The following is a 17,586-nucleotide window of genomic DNA, read 5'->3' as shown; positions in this document are numbered from 1 at the left end:
CCTGCCTGTACCGGACTCCTCGCCGGGGTCAGACCTTGACCGTCGGGTGGTGAAGGTCGAACCACGCCCCCAGGTCGAGGGTCCGTTCCAGGAGCATCCGCTGCTGCTGGTTCAGGTCGGCGGCCGGGAGGCTGGTGGCCTCGGTGAGGCGCTCACGGTTGACCAGGTCCGTCGCCGTGTGCCCGGACCGCAGCAGGCCGGCCCCCTGGGACTGGATGGCCTCGACATAGGCGGGGTCGAACGTGCCGGGGTATCCGCTCTTCTTGCGGTTGGCGACCGACTCGGGCAGGACGTCCCGGGTGGCTGCGCGCAGCAGGCTCTTCTCGCGGCCGTCGAAGGTCTTGAGGGACCAGGGGGCGTTGAAGACGTACTGCACGAGACGGTGGTCGCAGAACGGGACGCGGACCTCCAGGCCGACAGCCATGCTCATCCGGTCCTTGCGGTCCAGGAGGACCTGCACCATGCGGGTCAGGTGGAGGTAGCTGACCACCCGCATCCGCTGGTCGAGGCCGGTCTCACCGTCCAGGAGGGGCGTCTCCGCGACGGCTGTGCGGTAGCTCTCGGCGACGTAGTCGGCGAGGCCGAGGGCGGGCCTGAGGTCCTCGCTGATCTGGCTGCCCGAATCGACCAGTGAGTTCGAGCCCGCCAGCCAGGGGAAGGTGTCGGCGTACCGCCGCTCGTCGTGGAACCACGGGTAGCCGCCGAACACCTCGTCCGCCGACTCGCCGGACAGCGCCACGGTGGAGTGGCGGCGGACCGCGGCGAAGAGCAGGTAGAGGGAGTTGTCGCGGTCGCCGATGCCGGTCGGCAGGTCGCGGGCGCCGACAGCCGCGCGGCGGACCTCCGGGGCCGACAGGGCCGCCCCGTCCAGGACGATGTCCTGGTGGGCGCAGCCCACGTGTTCGGCGAGGGCGTGGACGTAGGGGGTGTCCTGGGTGGGCGCGATGTCGATGGCCTGGAAGTGCTTGTCCTGGTCCGGGAAGTCGACGGCGAAGCTGCGCACGGTCTCGCCCTGGGGTGCGAGATGGATCTGGGACAGAGCGGTGAGCGCGGAGGAGTCCAGGCCGCCGGACAGCAGCGTGCAGCGGGGCACGTCGGCGACGAGCTGGCGCTGAACGATGTCGTCGAGCAACTCGCGTACGTGGGCGACCGTCTGGTCCTTGCTGTCGGTGTGCGGCTCGGAATGCAGCTGCCAGTACGTGTGGCGGCGGATTCCGCCGCGGTCGAGGACGATGATCTCGCCGGGCCGCACCTCGTGCATGCCTTCCCAGACAGCGGCGCCGGGGATCTTGGCCCCGGCGAAGAGCACCCGCAGGCCGTCGAGACCGACGACGGGGGCGACGGCGGGATTGGCCAGGATCGCCTTGGGCTCCGAGCCGAAGATGACGCCGTCCTCGGTCTCGTAGTAGTAGAACGGCTTGATGCCCATCCGGTCGCGGATCATCACCAGGCGCTCGGTCCGCGCGTCCCAGATGGCGAAGGCGTACATGCCGTTGAGGTGGTCCACGAGCTGCTCGCCCCACACGAGGTAGCCCCGCAGCACCACTTCGGTGTCGGAGTCGGTGTCGAACCGCTGTCCGGCGCGGCGCAGTTCCGAGCGCAGTTCGGTGAAGTTGTACGCCTCGCCGGAGTAGACCATGCAGACCGGGCCTTCGGGGGTCGCCACCGTCATCGGCTGCGCGCCGCCCGGCAGATCGATCACGGCGAGGCGCCGGTGCCCGAGGGCGGCGTGGGGCGACACCCATACGCCGGTGGCGTCGGGACCACGGCACGACATGGTCTGCGTCATGGCGTCGATGCTGTCCTGGTGTTGCGTCAGATCGCGGCGGTAGGAGACCCAGCCGGTGATTCCGCACATGCGAGAACCTCGATTCACTCGATCGAAGAGGGTTGCCCCAGACGACTGTTGCCCTATACATGCAACGAGTCCACGTCGAGTCGCCGATTGCCTGTGTGGCATTTCAGACAGGTAAATTCCTGTTAACGGCAGGTTTCGTACGGCGCGAAAAACTTTGAGCCAATCACGCGACGGGGCTGCGACGAGGCGTTCGCGCCCGGAAGGTCCTGCACGTCTCAGCGCAGTCTCAGCTGTTCGCGGAGCCGCTTCACGTGGGCCTGGATGTCGCGCTCGATGCCGGGCTCCCCGGCGGAAGCCGGGCCGGCGGCGTCGGGGTTCCGGGCGGGGTGGCGGCAGGGTCCGCACAGGCCGTCCCGGAACGCCTCCGCCTTGCCGGGCGCGCCGCAGTCGGTGCACTCGGCCATCAGGCGGGGTGCTGGAGTGCCGCCCGCCGGTGCGGTTGTCGCGGCGGCGGGCAGGCGGGGCGGGAGCTTGGTGACGAGGCGCTTCCGGACGAAGCCGAGCGGCGAGTCGACCGTCTCGGGCAGTCCCGCCGTGACGGTGTGGACGAGGTAGTCGGTGTTCACGCCGCGTGCGAACCATTCGGCGGCCAGCTCCTCCAGCTCCCGGCAGTCGTCCTCGGAGAGGCCCAGGCGTTTGTCGGCGGGGCCCAGGCGGGTCAGGGCGAGGTAGGCGGGTGACGCGTCCGCCGGGGCGGTGCGCTGCTTCGGTACGACCGGGGCGGGCGGTTCCGGCGCAGCCGCTACGGGCGGTTCGGGTTCGGCCGGGACCCACGGGGGAGGGGGCGTGGGCGGCGCGGCCACTGGTTGTGGCGCGCGGTGTTCCGCCTCGGCGGTGAGGTATGTGTTCCACCACTCGTTGTCCCGGGCCGTGCGCGACCAGAAGGTGCGGGTGACCCAGCGGACCTGGTCGCCCTCGCCGACCGCGCACCGCGCGTGGCGCAGGTGTCCGGCCACGCCCAGGGCCCGCAGCGCGCTGCCGACCGCCATCTGTCCGTACAGCGGCTGGCACTTGGCGAGGGACTTGATGTTCATCGCCGCGCCCTCGGGGAGCTGGTCGACGTATCCGGCGATGTACCGCTCCCGCTCCGGGAGGAGCGTGAAGTCGTCGGCCCGGGGCGGGCGCTGGTCCGGGACGGAGCGTTTGCCGTAGCCGGGGCCGGCCTTCGGGTGCGAGGCGGGGACTGCGGGTGTCGGCAGGGCGGAGCTAAGGTTCTGGATAGCCACGAGATCGGTGTTCCTTGGTTTTCGATCTTGGGGTGAGACCCCGGCCGGTGCTTCAACACCGCGTCGGGGTCGTTACGTTGAGGCACCGTAAGCAGTCGCGACTCTGCGCCGCAAGTCGGTCACAAACGGTCACACTTGCTCGCCGTTACGGGTCGGGGAGGTGGGGGAGGTTTCCCCAACCCCTTTCCTTTACCTGCCGGTTGTCAGGCATCGCTCGAATCCCGACGTTCGAGACTCGGGGCGAGCCCCCCGTCACGTACCCACGAAAGAGTGAACAGGGCCTCCGGGGCTCGGGGGCCGGGGCTCGGAGCTCGATGCCCGAGTTCCGAGCCCCGGGCCCCGGGCCCCGAAGCGCCCCGTCGCCCCTACCTCGGCGGCAGCGGCGGCCGCCGCCTGTTCGGGGCCGTGTCGTACGTCGGCGGTGTCGCCGGGGGGTGCGCTGCCAGCAGGTCCAGGGCGACCCGGACCGCGTCGTCCAGTACCGCGTGCCTGCCCTCCGCCCAGTCCAGGGGGGTGCGCAGCGCCTCCAGGTCCGGTTCCACGCCGTGGTTCTCCACGGACCAGCCGTACGTGTCGAACCAGGCCGCGTTCATCGGGACCGTGATCACCGTGCCGTCGCCCAGGCGGTGGCGGCCCGTCATGCCGACCACGCCGCCCCACGTGCGCTGGCCCACCACCGGGCCCAGCTTCAGCAGGCGGAACGCGGCGGTGATCATGTCGCCGTCGGAGGATGTCGCCTCGTCGGCCAGGGCGACGACCGGGCCCCGGGGGGCGTTGGAGGCGTACGAGACGGGCTGGGCGTCCCGGGTGAGGTCCCAGCCGAGGATCGTGCGGGTGAGTTTCTCGATGACCAACTCGCTGATGTGGCCGCCCGCGTTGCCGCGCACGTCGACGATCAGCGCCGGGCGCGAGACCTCCAGGCGCAGATCGCGGTTGAACTGGGCCCAGCCGGAGCCGCCCATGTCGGGGATGTGGAGGTAGCCGCAGCGGCCGCCGCTCAGTTCGCGGACGACCTCGCGGCGCTTGGCCACCCAGTCCTGGTAGCGCAGCGGGCGTTCGTCGACCAGCGGGACGATCGCCACGCGGCGGGAGCGGCCCTCGCCCTCGGCCGGGCGGAAGGTCAGTTCGACCGTGGTGCCGCCCGCGGCGGAGAGCAGGGGGTAGGGGCCGGTGACCGGGTCGACCGGGCGGCCGTCCACGTGGGTGAGGACCGCGCCCTCGCGGATGCCCGTACCGGCCAGTGGCGAGCGGGCCTTGGAGTCCGATGAGTCGCCCGGCAGGATCCGGGTCAGGGTCCAGTCGCCGTCCCGGCAGGCGATGTTGGCGCCGAGCAGGCCGATCGCGCGCTGGTAGTGGGGCGGGCCCTCGTTGCGGCGGGCGGGGGAGACGTAGGCGTGGGACGTGCCCAGCTCGCCCAGGACCTCGCGGAGGAGGTCGGCGAACTCGTCGGGTGTGGCGACCCGTTCGACCAGGGGGCGGTACTGGTCGAGGATCGCCGGCCAGTCGATGCCGCACATGTCCGGCTCCCAGAAGTAGGAGCGGATGAGGCGCCCCGCCTCCCCGTACGCCTGCCGCCACTCCGCCGGCGGGTCCGCCTCGTGCAGGATGCGGCGCAGGTCCAGGTAGACGGTGGAGTCGTTGTCGCCGGGCTCGGTCGCGGGGACGGCGCGCAGTTCGCCGTCGTCCATGACGACGAGCCGGGAGGCGTCGCCGCTGACGGCGAACCAGTCGAGGTGGTCGACGAGTTCGGTCTTCTTCGCCTTGGCGATACTGAAGTGCTCCAGTGTCGGGCGGCCCGACATGTCCGCCGGGTTGGCGAACGTCTCGCCGAGCGCGCCGGAGATCGGCCAGCGCAGCCAGACCAGCCCTCCGCCGCTGACCGGGTACAGCGCCGAGTACTTGGAGGCGGAGACCGGGAAGGGGGTGACCCGGTTCTCCAGGCCCTCGAACTCGACGGTGACCGTGGAGCCCTCGGCCGTGCCCGCCTCGTCGGAGTCCACCGGGTCGAGGCCGCCCGCGGCCGGCCGTCCGTCGGGGGACAGGGCGAAGGGGGACGGGGTCGCGGAGGAGAGCGGGACCAGGTACGGGCGGCAGCCCAGGGGGAAGGAGAGGTCCCCGGTGTGCACGTCGTAGACCGGGTCGAAGCCGCGCCAGGAGAGGAAGGCCAGATAGCGCCCGTCGCCCGTGAAGACGGGGTTCTCGTCCTCGAAGCGGCCGTTGGTGACGTCGACGATGACGGGGGCGCCGGTCCCCTGGATGCGGGCGAGCTTGATCTTGCGCAGCGAGCGCCCGATGCCTGGGTGCGACCAGGTCAGCCAGGCGCCGTCAGGCGAGAACGCCAGATCGCGGACCGGACCGTTGACGGAGCGGATCAGCTCGGTGGGTTCGCCGGTGGACGTCTCCTCGTCGGTGTCCAGCAGGAGCAGCCGGCCGTCGTGCGAGGCGATCGCCAGGCGTTCGCCGTCCGGGTCGGCGATCAGCTCCTGGACCCGGCCGACCAGGCCGGAGGCGAGCCGGCGCGGTGCGCGGTCGCCGCTGGCCCGCGGCAGGGAGGCGATCTCGATCGCGTCCTCGCCCTCCGCGTCGGTGACGTACGCGACCTGGCCACTGCTGCCGAGCATCTCCGGCAGCCGTACGCGCACACCGGGGGTGTCCGAGATGGTGCGGGCGGGGCCGTCGCGGTGGGTGAGCCAGTAGAGGCTGCCGCGGACGGACACGGCGCTGGCGCGGCCGGTCTCGTCGACCGAGAGCGAGTCGACGTTGCTGGCGGCCGGTACCTGGTACGTACGACGTCCCGCGCGCGGGCCGCCGAGGCGGACCTCCAGCTTCCGGGGCACGGCGTCGGGCGACTCCAGGTCGTCGACCAGCCACACCTCGCCCGCGCACTGGTAGACGACCCGCCGCCCGTCGCTGGAGGCGTGCCGGGCGTAGAACGCGTCGTGGTCCGTGTGGCGGCGCAGATCGGTGCCGTCGGGCCGGCAGGAGTAGAGGTTGCCGACGCCCTCGTGGTCGGAGAGGAAGGCGATGCGGCCCCCGACGAACATCGGGGATGCGAGGTGCCCGTCGATGTCCGGGAGCAGCCGCTCGCCGTGCAGCCACAGCCGGCCCGTCGCCCCGCCCCGGTACCGCTTCCAGGCGGCGGGTTCGTGCGGCGGTGTGCCGGTGAGCAGCAGGGTCCGCCGCTCGCCTTCGACGTCGGTGACCGCGATGTCGGAGACCGGGCCCCACGGCAGCCGCCCGCCGGGGCTGCCGTCGGTGGGCACGCTGTAGGCCCAGGAGAAGTACGAGAACGGCTGGTTGTGCGAGGACACGGCGAGGATCTGCGCGGCGTCGCCCGGGTCGGGGGTCCAGCCGCAGACCCGGGCGTCCGTCGAGCCCCAGTAGGTGAGCCGGCGGGCCGGGCCGCCTGCCACCGGTGCCAGATGGATCTCGGGGTCGAGGCTGCGCCAGGTCGTGTAGGCGATCCGGGTCCCGTCGGGGGAGAAGCGCGGATGGCTGACTCTGGTGCGGTCGACGGTCAGGCGCCAGGCGCGTCCGGGCACCTCGCCCTCGGGGGCGAGGGGGGCGACCCAGAGATCGTCCTCTGCGGCGAAGCAGAGCAGATCCTCGTGGAGGTGCGGGAACCGGAGATACGAGACGTCGTCACTCACCCCCCAATGCTTTCCGCGTGAGGGGGCCGCGGCAACTTGTGGTGCGGAACACAAGCGAAACGATTTCGTTTCGCTGGGTCGGCGGGGTACCGTCGATGTGTACGAAACAGTTTCGTTCGATGGATAGATGTACGGACTGACGTACCGATGGACCGGGCTCAAGGGGACAGGAGGTCGACACATGGCACGCACACGGCTCACGCCCGAGCGTGAGAGCGAGCTGTACGCCGCCGTGCTCGACCTGCTCCGCGAGGTCGGCTACGACGCCCTCACGATGGACGCCGTCGCCGCACGTACCCATTCCAGCAAGGCCACCCTCTACCGCCAGTGGGGGAGCAAGCCGACCCTCGTCGTCACAGCTCTGCGGCACAACAAGCCCGTTTCCCTCGGCGAGGTCGACACCGGCTCGCTGCGCGGTGACTTCCATGCCGTCCTGGGCCGGAGCGACGACTGCCAGATGGAGAAGGACTCCGCGCTGATGCGGGGTCTGAGCCATGCCGTTCACGAGAACCCCGACCTGCTGCAGGCCCTGCGCGAGCTGCTGATCGAACCGGAGATGACCGGTCTCGACCTGCTGCTGCGCCGAGCCGTGGACCGGGGAGAGCTGCGTCCGGACAATCCGGCGCTGAAGTATCTGCCGCACATGCTGATCGGCGCGTTCGCCGCTCGGCAGCTGGTGGAGGACCGCCCGGTGGACCAGGCGTTCCTCTTCGACTATCTCGACTCCGTGATCCTCCCCGCTCTCGGAGTCTGACAGCCGTCCCTGCCGTCCCCACGGCACGTACGGCCCCCTCCCCAAGCCCCACCTGACACGCCGCTCTCGTCGTCGGGCTGGTTCCTCACGCCCATTTCCACTCAACGACCTGACCGGGAGTACGCCTCCGTGGCCACATTCCTTTACAAGCTCGGACGGCTCGCCTTCCGGCGCCGCCGCTATGTCGCCCTGATCTGGGTGGCACTGCTGGCACTCGCCGGATTCGGCGCGGCCTCCGCGTCCACCGCCACCTCCAGCTCCTTCTCGATCCCGGGTACGGAGGCGCAGAAGGCCTTCGACCTGCTGGAACAGCGATTCCCCGCCTCCAGCGCCGACGGCGCGACCGCGCGCATCGTCTTCAAGGCCCCCGAGGGCCAGAAGATGTCGGACCCGGCCAACAAGGCCGAGGTCAACAAGATCACCGCCGAGCTGAAGTCCGGCTCGGACCAGATCGCCTCGGTCGTCGACCCGTACGCAGGCAAGGCCGTCTCCAAGGACGGCTCGACCGCGTACATCTCGGTGACGTACAAGGTCAACTCGATGGAGCTGACCGACGCCACCCGGGACTCCCTGGAGGACTCGGGCGAGGCGGCGCAGAAGAGCGGGATGACCGTGGAGATCGGCGGTGACGCGCTCCAGGTGATGCCGGAGACCGGGGCCACCGAGGTCATCGGTATCGCGCTGGCCGCGGTGGTGCTCGTCATCACCTTCGGTTCGCTCATCGCGGCGGGGCTGCCACTGCTCACCGCGCTGATCGGGGTCGGCATCGGCGTCTCGTCGATCACGGCACTGGCCAACGTGCTGGACCTCGGCTCGACCACCTCGACGCTCGCGATGATGATCGGCCTCGCGGTCGGCATCGACTACGCGCTCTTCATCGTCTCCCGCTACCGCGCCGAACTGGCCGAGGGCCGGGAACGCGAGGAGGCGGCGGGCCGTGCGGTCGGCACCGCGGGTTCCGCGGTCGTCTTCGCCGGGCTCACCGTCGTCATCGCCCTGGTCGGCCTCGCGGTCGTCAACATCCCGATGCTGTCGAAGATGGGCTTCGCGGCGGCCGGCACGGTCGCGATCGCCGTCCTCATCGCCCTCACCCTCGTCCCGGCCATGCTGGGCTTCGTGGGCAAGCGGGTCATGGGGCGCAAGGCGCGCAAGGCCGCGGAGGCCGAGAACAGGCCCGACGCCAAGCCGAACATGGGCACCCGCTGGGCGCGGTTCGTGCTGCGCAAGCCGGTGTGGGTGCTGCTCGTCGGCGTCATCGGCCTCGGCACGATCGCCGTACCGGCCGCGTCGCTGGAGATGGGTCTGCCGGACGACGGCTCCCAGCCCACCAGCACCACCCAGCGCCGCGCCTACGACCTGCTCTCCGAGGGCTTCGGCCCCGGCTTCAACGGCCCGCTGCTGGTCGTCGTCGACACGGCGAACAGCTCCGACGGCAAGACCGCGGCCAAGCAGGTCGGTGACGAGATCTCCGGCATGAAGGGTGTCGTCGCCGTCACCCCGGCCACCTTCAACAAGGCCGGCGACGCGGCGATGATCACCGTCGTCCCGAAGGACCGGCCGAGCTCCGTCGACACGGAGAACGTGGTCCACGCCATCCGTGACGCGGGCAAGGACATCAAGTCCGACACCGGCGCCGAGGTCCTGGTCACCGGTGCCACCGCGATGAACATCGACTTCTCGCAGAAGATGAACGACGCGCTGCTGCCGTACCTGGCGCTCGTCGTCGGCCTCGCCTTCCTGCTGCTGATGGTGGTCTTCCGGTCGATCCTGGTGCCGCTGAAGGCGGCGCTCGGCTTCCTGCTCTCGGTCGTCGCGGCCCTGGGCGCGGTCGTCGCGGTCTTCCAGTGGGGCTGGCTCGGCTCGCTCTTCGGGGTGGAGCAGACCGGTCCGATCATGTCGATGATGCCGATCTTCATGGTGGGTGTCGTCTTCGGTCTCGCGATGGACTACGAGGTCTTCCTCGTGACCCGGATGCGCGAGGCGTACGTCCACGGCGAGAAGCCCGGCCAGGCCATCGTCACCGGCTTCAAGCACGGCGCCAGGGTCGTCACGGCCGCGGCCGTGATCATGATGGCGGTCTTCTCCGGATTCATCGGCTCCAGCGAGCAGATGATCAAGATGATCGGCTTCTCCCTCGCCATCGCCGTCTTCTTCGACGCGTTCGTCGTCCGCATGGCCATCGTGCCCGCGGTCCTCGCCCTGCTCGGGAAGCGTGCCTGGTGGCTGCCGCGCTGGCTGGACCGGGCGCTGCCCAACGTGGATGTCGAGGGTGAGGGGCTGCGCAAGGAGCTCTCCGACGCCCCCGCGGACGACGCGGGCCCGGACGCCGGCGGCGAGCGTGAGCTGAGCCGCGTCTGAGCCGCTCTTCGAGCCGCTGGACTCCGGGGCCGCGTCTGAGCGGAGCGCGGCCCCGGAAGCGCCGGTTACCTGTGGGGACGGGGGGCCGGAGCGACGAGAGCCCCCGTGCACATGTGCACGGGGGCTCTCGCCATGAGGCGGGTCAGGCGCGCGCGGTCTCGGCCGTGATCCCGCGGTGCGTCCGCCGCAGGAAACGGATCAGCGGGGCGCTGTCGAACTGCACCACCTCGACGCCGTCCGCCGTATGGCGTTCCACGACCAGCTGGACCCTGCCGCACGGCCAGATCCGGAAGCTGTCGTGTTCGACGGGGGCGCGCAGCCCGCGCTCCAGCAGATCCCGCCCGACGGCCCAGACCGCGCCGCCGGGGAAGGTGATGCGGATGGTCTCGGGGGCGTCGGCGCTGTCGTAGCGGAGTTCGACCGGGACCACGGGGAGGTCGCGGGCGTCGGTGACGAGCCGGGCTCGGGCATGTTCTTTGATCACGGGGGACATGGGCCGGCTCCTCCTGCGTTCACGCATTTTTTATAGGTGTTCGTCCTCTAATGTCCCATATTTTCGGTAAAGAGCACTGTGAGAACCCTGGGCAGTTGTGACAGAGGCGCTCTTGCGAAGGCTTCGCAATAAGGCCCTATCATTGAGAGGTTCATGACCCCGCGCAGCAATGCAGGAACGCAGGAAGCGGAGCCTCCCCCATGCATGTACCCGACGGATTCATCAATGCACCCGTCTCCGCCGTGGCCGGTGTCGTGGCCGCCGGTGCCGTGGCCGTCAGCCTCAAGGGGGCCCGGCGCGAACTGAACGAGCGCACCGCGCCGCTGGCCGGCCTCGTCGCCGCCTTCATCTTCGCCGTGCAGATGCTGAACTTCCCCGTCGCCGCGGGCACCAGCGGGCACCTGCTGGGCGGGGCACTGGCCGCCATCCTGGTCGGTCCGTACACCGGGGTCCTGTGCATATCGGTCGTGCTGCTGATGCAGGGCATCCTCTTCGCCGACGGCGGGCTCACCGCGCTCGGCGTGAACATCCTCGACATGGGCGTCGTGACCACCGTCGTCGCGTACGCGCTCTTCCGCGGCCTGGTCGGCGTGCTGCCGCGCACCCGCCGCTCCACGACCGCCGCCTCCTTCGTCGCCGCGCTGGTCTCCGTACCGGCCGCGGCCGTCGCGTTCACCCTGATGTACTGGATCGGCGGCACCACCGACATCCCGATCGGCAAGGTCTTCACCGCGATGGTCGGGGTCCACGTCCTGATCGGCATCGGCGAGGCCGCGATCACCGCGCTGACCGTCGGCGCCGTCATCGCCGTCCGCCCCGACCTCGTCCACGGCGCGCGCGGCCTCACCGCCCCGCTCAAGCTCCGTGTCGGCGGCGAACTCATCGACGCCCCCGCCCCGGCTGCCGCGCCCGCCGCCGCCCACCGCCCGACCAAGGGCCTGTGGGTGACCGGCCTGGTCACCGCCCTCGTGCTGGCCGGCTTCGTCTCCTTCTACGCCTCCGCCAACCCGGACGGCCTGGAGAAGGTCGCCACCGACCAGGGCATCGACAAGGAGGCCAAGGACCACGCGGCCAAGGACTCCCCGCTCGCCGACTACGGCGTCAAGGACGTCTCCGACGCCCGGCTCTCCGGCGGTCTGGCCGGCATCATCGGCGTCGGCGCCACCCTCGTCGTCGGCAGCGGTGCGTTCTACGTGGTCAGCCGCCGTCGCCGTACGAGCGACGAGCCCGCGGGCAGCGACTCCCGTACCGACGAGAAGGTCTGATGGGCGCCGGGCACGCCCACAAGCTCTACCGGCACGGGCACTCGCCGGTCCACGACCTGCCGCCGCACTGCAAACTCGCCGCGGTCTTCGCGTTCGTCGTGGTCGTCGTCACCACCCCGCGCGAGGCGGTGTGGGCCTTCGGGCTGTACGCGCTGCTGATCGCGGGCGCCGCCGCCGTGGCCCGCGTCCCGGCCGGCTTCCTCCTCAAGCGGCTGCTGATCGAGGTGCCGTTCGTCGCGTTCGCCCTGCTCATGCCGTTCGTCGTGCCCGGCGAGCAGACCCACGTGCTCGGGCTCTCCGTCAGCGTCCCCGGACTCTGGGGCGCCTGGAACGTCCTCGCCAAGGGCACCCTCGGCGTCGCCGCATCCGTACTGCTGGCCTCCACCACCGAACTGCGCTCGCTGCTGCTCGGCCTCCAGCGCCTGAAGCTGCCCCCGCTGCTCGTCCAGATCGCCTCCTTCATGATCCGGTACGGCGACGTGATCACCGACGAGATGCGCCGGATGTCCATCGCCCGCCGCTCGCGCGGATTCGAGGCGCGCGGCATACGGCAGTGGGGTGTCCTCGGCAAGTCGGCGGGCGCCCTCTTCATCCGCTCGTACGAACGCGGCGAACGCGTCCACCTCGCGATGGTCAGCCGCGGCTACACCGGCACCATGCCCGTCATCGACGAGGTGACGGCCTCCCGCACCCAGTGGGCGTACGCCTCGGCACTCCCCGTGCTCGCCCTCGTCGTGTGTCTGCTGGGATGGACCGTATGAGCCAGCCCCCCGCCACTCCCGTACCGCCGTCCCTGGAGGTCAGCGGTCTCGCCTACGCCTACCCCGACGGCCACCAGGCGCTCTTCGGCGTCGACCTGACCGTCGCGCGCGGCGAGCGCGTCGCCCTGCTCGGCCCGAACGGCGCCGGCAAGACCACCCTCGTCCTCCACCTCAACGGCATCCTCGACGCGGGCGCCGGCAGCGTCCGGGTCGCCGGACTCCCCGTCGAGAAGCGCAACCTCGCCGAGATCCGCCGCCGCGTCGGCATCGTCTTCCAGGACCCCGACGACCAGCTCTTCATGCCCACCGTCCGCGAGGACGTCGCCTTCGGACCCGCCTCCGGCGGGCTGCGCGGCGCCGAACTGGAGGAGCGCGTCACCGAGGCCCTCAAGCAGGTCGGCATGGAGGAGTTCGCGGCCCGGCCGCCGCACCACCTCTCCTTCGGCCAGCGCCGCCGCGTCGCCGTCGCCACGGTCCTCGCCATGCGGCCGGAGATCCTCGTCCTGGACGAACCCTCCTCCAACCTGGACCCGGCCTCCCGCCGCGAACTCGCCGACATCCTGCGGTCCTTGGACGTCACCGTGCTGATGGTGACGCACGACCTGCCGTACGCGCTGGAGCTCTGCGGCCGCGCGGTCATCCTCAGCGACGGCGTCATCGCCGCCGACGACCGCACCCAGGACCTCCTGTGCGACGAGGAACTGATGCGCGCCCACCGGCTGGAGCTCCCCTTCGGATTCGACCCGCGTTCCGTGACGGTGAACATCGGGTGACCCGCCCCTCGTCCGACCTGCGGCGCCATGCACCATGGGAGGATGAGCGGGAGCGCAGGAACAGGCGTGGACGTACGGGGCACGGCGGCGCCCGGATTCGAACCGGTCCGGGATGCTTTCATCCGTAACTTCGAGCAGCGCGGTGACCGCGGGGCAGCGGTCACCGTCTACCGGCACGGCTACAAGGTCGTCGACCTGTGGGCCGGCACCAGGGATGTCGACGGCGCCGAACCGTGGGCCGTCGACACCGTGCAGATCGTCCGCTCGGCGGGCAAGGGCATCGCGGCGGCCGTTCCGCTGATGCTGCACCAGCGCGGCCAGATCGATCTGCACGCCCCGGTCGGCACGTACTGGCCGGAGTTCAAGGCGAACGGCAAGGAACGCGTCCTCGTCCGCCACCTCCTCGCCCACCGGGCCGGGGTCCCGGCCCTGGACCGGCCGCTGACCCCCGCCGAGGCGGCCGACGGGGTGAGCGGGCCGCGGGCGGTCGCCGCCCAGCGCCCCCAGTGGGAACCCGGCACGGACCACGGCTACCACGCGCAGACGTACAGCTGGCTCGTCGGCGAACTCGTGCGCCGCGTCACCGGCCGGACCGTCGGGCGCTGGGTCGCCGAGGAGATCGCCCGCCCGCTCGGCCTGGACTTCTGGTTCGGCATCCCGGCGGACGAGGCGCACCGGATCGGCCGCATCGGACCGGTCGAAGCGCCCGCGGGGGACGGCACGGGCGTGCTGCGGATGCGGCCCAAGCGTTCGGTCGTCGACGCCTACCGCGACCCGGACTCACTGACCCGCCGCGCCTTCGGCGCCATCGACCCGTTCCCCGACGAGAACGACCCCGGCTACCGGGCCGCCGAACTCCCCGCGTCCAACGGCACCGCCACCGCCCGGGGACTGGCCCGCTGCTACGCCGCGATGATCGGCCCGGTCGACGGCCACCGGCTGTTCGCCCCGGCCACCCTCACCCTGGCCCGCACCGAGGAGTCGGCGGGCCCGGACCGGGTCCTGGTCGTCGGCACCCGCTTCGGTCTTGGCTACATGCTGCACGGACCGGCAGCCCCGCTGCTCTCCCCGGGCTCCTTCGGACACCCCGGCCGGGGCGGCTCACTCGGCTTCGCCGACCCCGAGACCGGCATCGCCTTCGGCTATGTGACGAACGGTCTGCAGAAGGGAGTCACCGCCGACCCCCGCGCCCAGGCCCTGGTGCGCGCACTACGTTCGGCACTATGACTCCTGAGACCTCCGCAGTTCCCGCCCCTGCTCCTGGCTCTGCTCCCGCCGCGCTCGCGCGCTTCGACGGATACGGCGTACTCATCACCGGGGCGGGCCAGGGCATCGGCGCCGCGACGGCCCGCCGACTGGCCGCCGAGTGCGCCCGGGTCCTGGTCACCGACCTGGACGGCGACCGGGCGGAGCGCGTGGCGGCGCAGATCCGGCAGAGCGGCGGCGCGGCCGATGCCCTGGCCTGTGACGTGGCCGACCGGGCGGCGGTGGAGGCGGCGGTGGAGCATGCTGTCGCGCGGTTCGGCACGCTCGACGTCCTGGTCAACAACGCCTACGCGTGCGCGCCCGACGCCCCGCTCTTCGAGGACGAGTCCGACGAGGTCTGGCAGCGCGACCTGGACATCACGCTCGGCGGCGCCTACCGGTGCGCGCGGGCCGCGCTGCCGCATCTCGCGGAGTCCGGCCGGGGCGCGATCGTCAGCATCGGCTCGGTCAACGGCGTGCAGGACTTCGGCAATCACGCCTACAGCGCCGCCAAGGCGGGCCTGGGCAGCCTCACCCGTACCCTCGCCGGCCATGCCGGACCGCGCGGAGTCCGGGTCAACCTGGTCACGCCCGGCACCGTCCGCACCGACGCCTGGGCGGGCCGGGATGCCGAACTGGCCCTGGTGAGGGACCTCTATCCGCTCGGACGGGTCGGTGAGCCGGAGGACATCGCGGCCGCCGTCGCCTTCCTCGCCTCGCCCGACGCGGCCTGGATCACCGGCACGACGCTGTGCGTGGACGGCGGTCTGACCGCGGTGAACACGGGCTTCCGGCAGGCGCTCGCCCAGCCGTAGAACGAGAGGCCCAGAGGGACGCACAACGCACCGGCCCCCCGGGGGCAGTCCCGGGAGGCCGGTGCGCGGACGTACCCGTCCCCTCAGGCGGGTACCCCCAGGTGCTGCTCCTGCCGCGCCCGCGCGGTCTCCCGGGTGGCTCCGCGGAAGACGGGCAGCCGGTCCACGGCCAGCACGCCCGGACCGGTGAAGACGAGCAGCAGCAGCGTCCAGCAGAAGAAGGCCGCGGCCTCGCCGCCGTTCTGCATCGGCAGCAGCCCCACCCGCTGGTGGACGTCGAAGTACGCGAACGCCATGGAGCCGGAGCCCACGAGTGCGGCCGTTCTCGTACCGAGGCCGAGCAGCACCAGGGTGCCGCCGGCCAGTTGGATGACGGCCGCGTACCACCCCGGCCAGGTGCCCGCGGAGAGCATCGGCCTGCCGAGCACGCCGAACAGCGACGCGATGCCGTGGCAGGTGAAGAGCAGTCCGACGACGATCCGGAACAGGCTGAGCGCGTAGGGCTGAGCCCGTCCGAGGCGCGTGACCATCATGAGAGCCCGCCTCCTGTCAGCTGTAGACGCCGAACTCGTACAGCGAGTAGCCGTAGCCGGAGCCGCGGGCCGTGCCGTTGATGCGCACGTAGCGGCCCGTGCCGTTGACGTCGATGTCGTCGATGTCGCCGTTGCCGTCCGTCACCGACTTCACCGTCGTCCAGCTCTGTCCGTCCTCGGACGTCTGGATGTCGTACGCCTTGCCGAACGCCGGGTCCCAGGCGAGCTGGACGTGCTTGAAGCTCGTCGAGGCACCGAGGTCGACCTGGACCCACTGCGGGTCGCTCCAGTCACTGGCCCAGCGGGTGTCGAACTTGCCGTCCACCGCGTTGGCCGCGGAGCACGGGCAGCCGCCCGTCGGGTCGGTCTGGAAGGAGGACGCCGTGGCGGTCTTGCCCTGGGACACGTTCGTCCCGTCCACCTTCGGCGGGATCACCTTGACGGACACGGTCTCGATGCCCACGTTGCCCTTGCCGTCCGTGGCCTTCACATAGGCCTTGTAGACACCCGTCTTGCTCGGCGCCTTCGCGGTCAGCGTGCCGTCGCCGTTGTCCTTGGTCTCGGCGGGGACCAGGGCCTTGTTCTGGTCGATGTAGTTGCTGCTGAACAGGACCTGGTAGGTGATCGCGTCACCGTCCGGGTCCGTGGTGTGGGTGCTGATCTTCACATCGCTGCCGGTGGGGACGCCGGAGGTGGCACCTTCCACCGCCATGTCCGTGATCACGGGCGGGGTGTTGTCGCCCGAGGTGTCCGCGCCGTACGCCTTCTTCACGGCGTAGTACGCGAGCCGCTTCTGGCCGCCGGGCAGCAGGTTGAACCAGACGCCGCCGAAGTCGTCCTCGACGCCGTAGTGGAACATCGTGGCGCCGAGCGCCACCCCGGTGTGCCCGGTGATGCAGCCCCACGCCTTCTCGTAGCCCTCGCCCTTGGCGACGTCGGTGGGCTCGGTCGGGACGCCGTTCGCGTCGTCGTCGACCTCCCACTCACCGGCCGGGCCCGTCTCGGTGACGATGTAGGGCTTGTCGTAACCGCCCTGCTCCCAGTCGGACTTGATGTTGCAGACCGCGTTGTAGGCGTTGACGGCGTACAGGTCGAGGTCCGGGGCGTTCTTCTTGTAGTACGGCCAGGCGCCGGTCCAGGCGTCGGTCGAGGTGACCGGGTGGTTGGGGTCCACCGCGTGGATCTTCTTCGCGACGTCGTTGACGAAGGTGGTGTACGCGTTGCGCTGCGCCTCCAGCTCGTCACCGCTGTAGCAGTTCTGCAGGCCGAGCGTCGACTCGTTGCCGACGTTCCACATCAGCACGCCGGGGTTGTCCTTGTAGGTGTCGACCCACTTGGGGAACTCGGCGAGCATGTCGTTCTTGTACTGGGTGTCCGTCAGGTAGTTGACGCAGCCGCCGGCGCCGGGGCCGCCGCCCGGCTGGAGCCAGAATCCGGCGATCACCTTGATGCCGTTGGCCGCCGCCGTGTCGAAGAGCGGCTTGCTGGTCGCGTCGGTGCCCCAGGTGCGGATGGTGTTGACGCCCATCGACTTCACGTCGGGCATGTACTTCTCCGCGTCGGCGACCGACGGTCCCCAGGTGAGTCCCTTGACCGTATACGGCGAACCGTCCACGCTCAGCGCCCAGTTCCCCTGGGAACCGGTGACCTTCACGACGCTGCCGGCCGCCTGGGCGGCGGGTGCCTGGACGGCGAGCAGACCGCCGCCGAGCAGCGCCGCCGCCGCGAGCGGCGCCACCAGGCGCCTTGCCCTGCGGGTGGGGGGATGGTGCATCTCATGCTCCTTGCAGGTGGGGAGGGAGTGACGTACGTGATCTTGGAGAGCGCTCTCCATAAGGGGCCGAAAAAAGGCCCC

Annotated in this window: 13 protein-coding genes; 7 read left to right on the top strand and 6 right to left on the bottom strand. The window is 71.0% G+C overall.

Annotated elements, in window-relative coordinates; all coding sequences use genetic code 11:
* Positions 1–28 precede the first annotated feature (28 nt).
* The 3 genes from asnB to OG408_RS16310 form a co-directional block, all read right to left on the bottom strand.
* Positions 29–1,858, bottom strand: a complete 1,830-nt coding sequence (gene asnB / locus OG408_RS16320) for an asparagine synthase (glutamine-hydrolyzing) (protein ID WP_266779820.1) — start codon at positions 1,856–1,858, stop codon at positions 29–31.
* 215 nt (positions 1,859–2,073) lie between these two features.
* Positions 2,074–3,084, bottom strand: coding sequence for a MarR family transcriptional regulator (locus OG408_RS16315; RefSeq protein WP_326670507.1), 1,011 nt, complete (start codon positions 3,082–3,084; stop codon positions 2,074–2,076).
* Between the two features lie 365 nt (positions 3,085–3,449).
* The gene (locus OG408_RS16310) at positions 3,450–6,734 is read right to left on the bottom strand and encodes a S41 family peptidase (RefSeq protein WP_326670505.1); all 3,285 of its coding nucleotides are present in this window, start codon (positions 6,732–6,734) and stop codon (positions 3,450–3,452) included.
* Positions 6,735–6,915: 181 nt separating this feature from the next.
* Here OG408_RS16310 and OG408_RS16305 point away from each other — a divergent pair, with 181 nt between their 5' ends.
* Together OG408_RS16305 and OG408_RS16300 are read left to right on the top strand one after the other, a co-directional pair.
* A complete protein-coding gene (locus OG408_RS16305; RefSeq protein WP_266779817.1) occupies positions 6,916–7,488 on the top strand; it encodes a TetR/AcrR family transcriptional regulator in 573 nt (190 codons plus the stop codon).
* 129 nt (positions 7,489–7,617) lie between these two features.
* On the top strand, positions 7,618–9,846 hold the full coding sequence (locus OG408_RS16300; protein WP_266779816.1) for an MMPL family transporter: 2,229 nt from the start codon (positions 7,618–7,620) through the stop codon (positions 9,844–9,846).
* 142 nt (positions 9,847–9,988) lie between these two features.
* On the opposite strand, the gene OG408_RS16295 is transcribed toward OG408_RS16300, so the two are convergent.
* The gene (locus OG408_RS16295; RefSeq protein WP_326670503.1) at positions 9,989–10,339 is read right to left on the bottom strand and encodes an SsgA family sporulation/cell division regulator; all 351 of its coding nucleotides are present in this window, start codon (positions 10,337–10,339) and stop codon (positions 9,989–9,991) included.
* Between the two features lie 200 nt (positions 10,340–10,539).
* On the opposite strand from OG408_RS16295, the gene OG408_RS16290 reads away from it, so the two are divergent.
* From OG408_RS16290 to OG408_RS16270, 5 genes are all read left to right on the top strand, one after another.
* Positions 10,540–11,604, top strand: coding sequence for an energy-coupling factor ABC transporter permease (locus OG408_RS16290; RefSeq protein ID WP_266779814.1), 1,065 nt, complete (start codon positions 10,540–10,542; stop codon positions 11,602–11,604).
* On the top strand, positions 11,604–12,365 hold the full coding sequence (gene cbiQ, locus OG408_RS16285; RefSeq protein WP_285564980.1) for a cobalt ECF transporter T component CbiQ: 762 nt from the start codon (positions 11,604–11,606) through the stop codon (positions 12,363–12,365). Before OG408_RS16290 ends, cbiQ begins: the two co-directional genes overlap by 1 nt.
* Positions 12,362–13,138 carry an energy-coupling factor ABC transporter ATP-binding protein gene (locus tag OG408_RS16280; protein ID WP_266779812.1) on the top strand — a complete coding sequence of 259 codons (777 nt, stop codon included), beginning with the start codon at positions 12,362–12,364 and terminating at the stop codon, positions 13,136–13,138. Before cbiQ ends, OG408_RS16280 begins: the two co-directional genes overlap by 4 nt.
* Before the next feature lie 66 nt (positions 13,139–13,204).
* Entirely contained in the window at positions 13,205–14,365 is a 1,161-nt protein-coding gene (locus OG408_RS16275; RefSeq protein WP_266786221.1) for a serine hydrolase domain-containing protein, read from the top strand.
* Positions 14,362–15,198, top strand: coding sequence for an SDR family NAD(P)-dependent oxidoreductase (locus OG408_RS16270; RefSeq protein ID WP_326670500.1), 837 nt, complete (start codon positions 14,362–14,364; stop codon positions 15,196–15,198). The genes OG408_RS16275 and OG408_RS16270 overlap by 4 nt, the downstream gene beginning before the upstream one ends.
* Before the next feature lie 83 nt (positions 15,199–15,281).
* Here the strand turns inward: OG408_RS16270 and OG408_RS16265 are convergent, their stop codons facing one another.
* A complete protein-coding gene (locus OG408_RS16265; protein WP_285565029.1) occupies positions 15,282–15,728 on the bottom strand; it encodes a DoxX family protein in 447 nt (148 codons plus the stop codon).
* Between the two features lie 19 nt (positions 15,729–15,747).
* Entirely contained in the window at positions 15,748–17,505 is a 1,758-nt protein-coding gene (locus OG408_RS16260; RefSeq protein WP_266779810.1) for a discoidin domain-containing protein, read from the bottom strand.
* Between the last annotated feature and the right edge of the window lie 81 nt (positions 17,506–17,586).

Source organism: Streptomyces sp. NBC_01257, from assembly GCF_035917255.1.
Classification (GTDB): Bacteria; Actinomycetota; Actinomycetes; order Streptomycetales; family Streptomycetaceae; genus Streptomyces.
The sequence above is the reverse complement of the archived record's forward strand: the minus strand, read 5'-3'. Positions and strand labels throughout refer to the sequence as shown.

Coding starts and splice junctions, on each gene's coding strand:
- OG408_RS16305 (WP_266779817.1), top strand. CDS start 6,916: ATGGCACGCACACGGCTCACGCCCGAGCGTGAGAGCGAGCTGTACGCC.
- OG408_RS16260 (WP_266779810.1), bottom strand. CDS start 17,505: ATGCACCATCCCCCCACCCGCAGGGCAAGGCGCCTGGTGGCGCCGCTC.
- OG408_RS16295 (WP_326670503.1), bottom strand. CDS start 10,339: ATGTCCCCCGTGATCAAAGAACATGCCCGAGCCCGGCTCGTCACCGAC.
- OG408_RS16265 (WP_285565029.1), bottom strand. CDS start 15,728: ATGGTCACGCGCCTCGGACGGGCTCAGCCCTACGCGCTCAGCCTGTTC.
- asnB (WP_266779820.1), bottom strand. CDS start 1,858: ATGTGCGGAATCACCGGCTGGGTCTCCTACCGCCGCGATCTGACGCAA.
- cbiQ (WP_285564980.1), top strand. CDS start 11,604: ATGGGCGCCGGGCACGCCCACAAGCTCTACCGGCACGGGCACTCGCCG.
- OG408_RS16290 (WP_266779814.1), top strand. CDS start 10,540: ATGCATGTACCCGACGGATTCATCAATGCACCCGTCTCCGCCGTGGCC.
- OG408_RS16270 (WP_326670500.1), top strand. CDS start 14,362: ATGACTCCTGAGACCTCCGCAGTTCCCGCCCCTGCTCCTGGCTCTGCT.
- OG408_RS16280 (WP_266779812.1), top strand. CDS start 12,362: ATGAGCCAGCCCCCCGCCACTCCCGTACCGCCGTCCCTGGAGGTCAGC.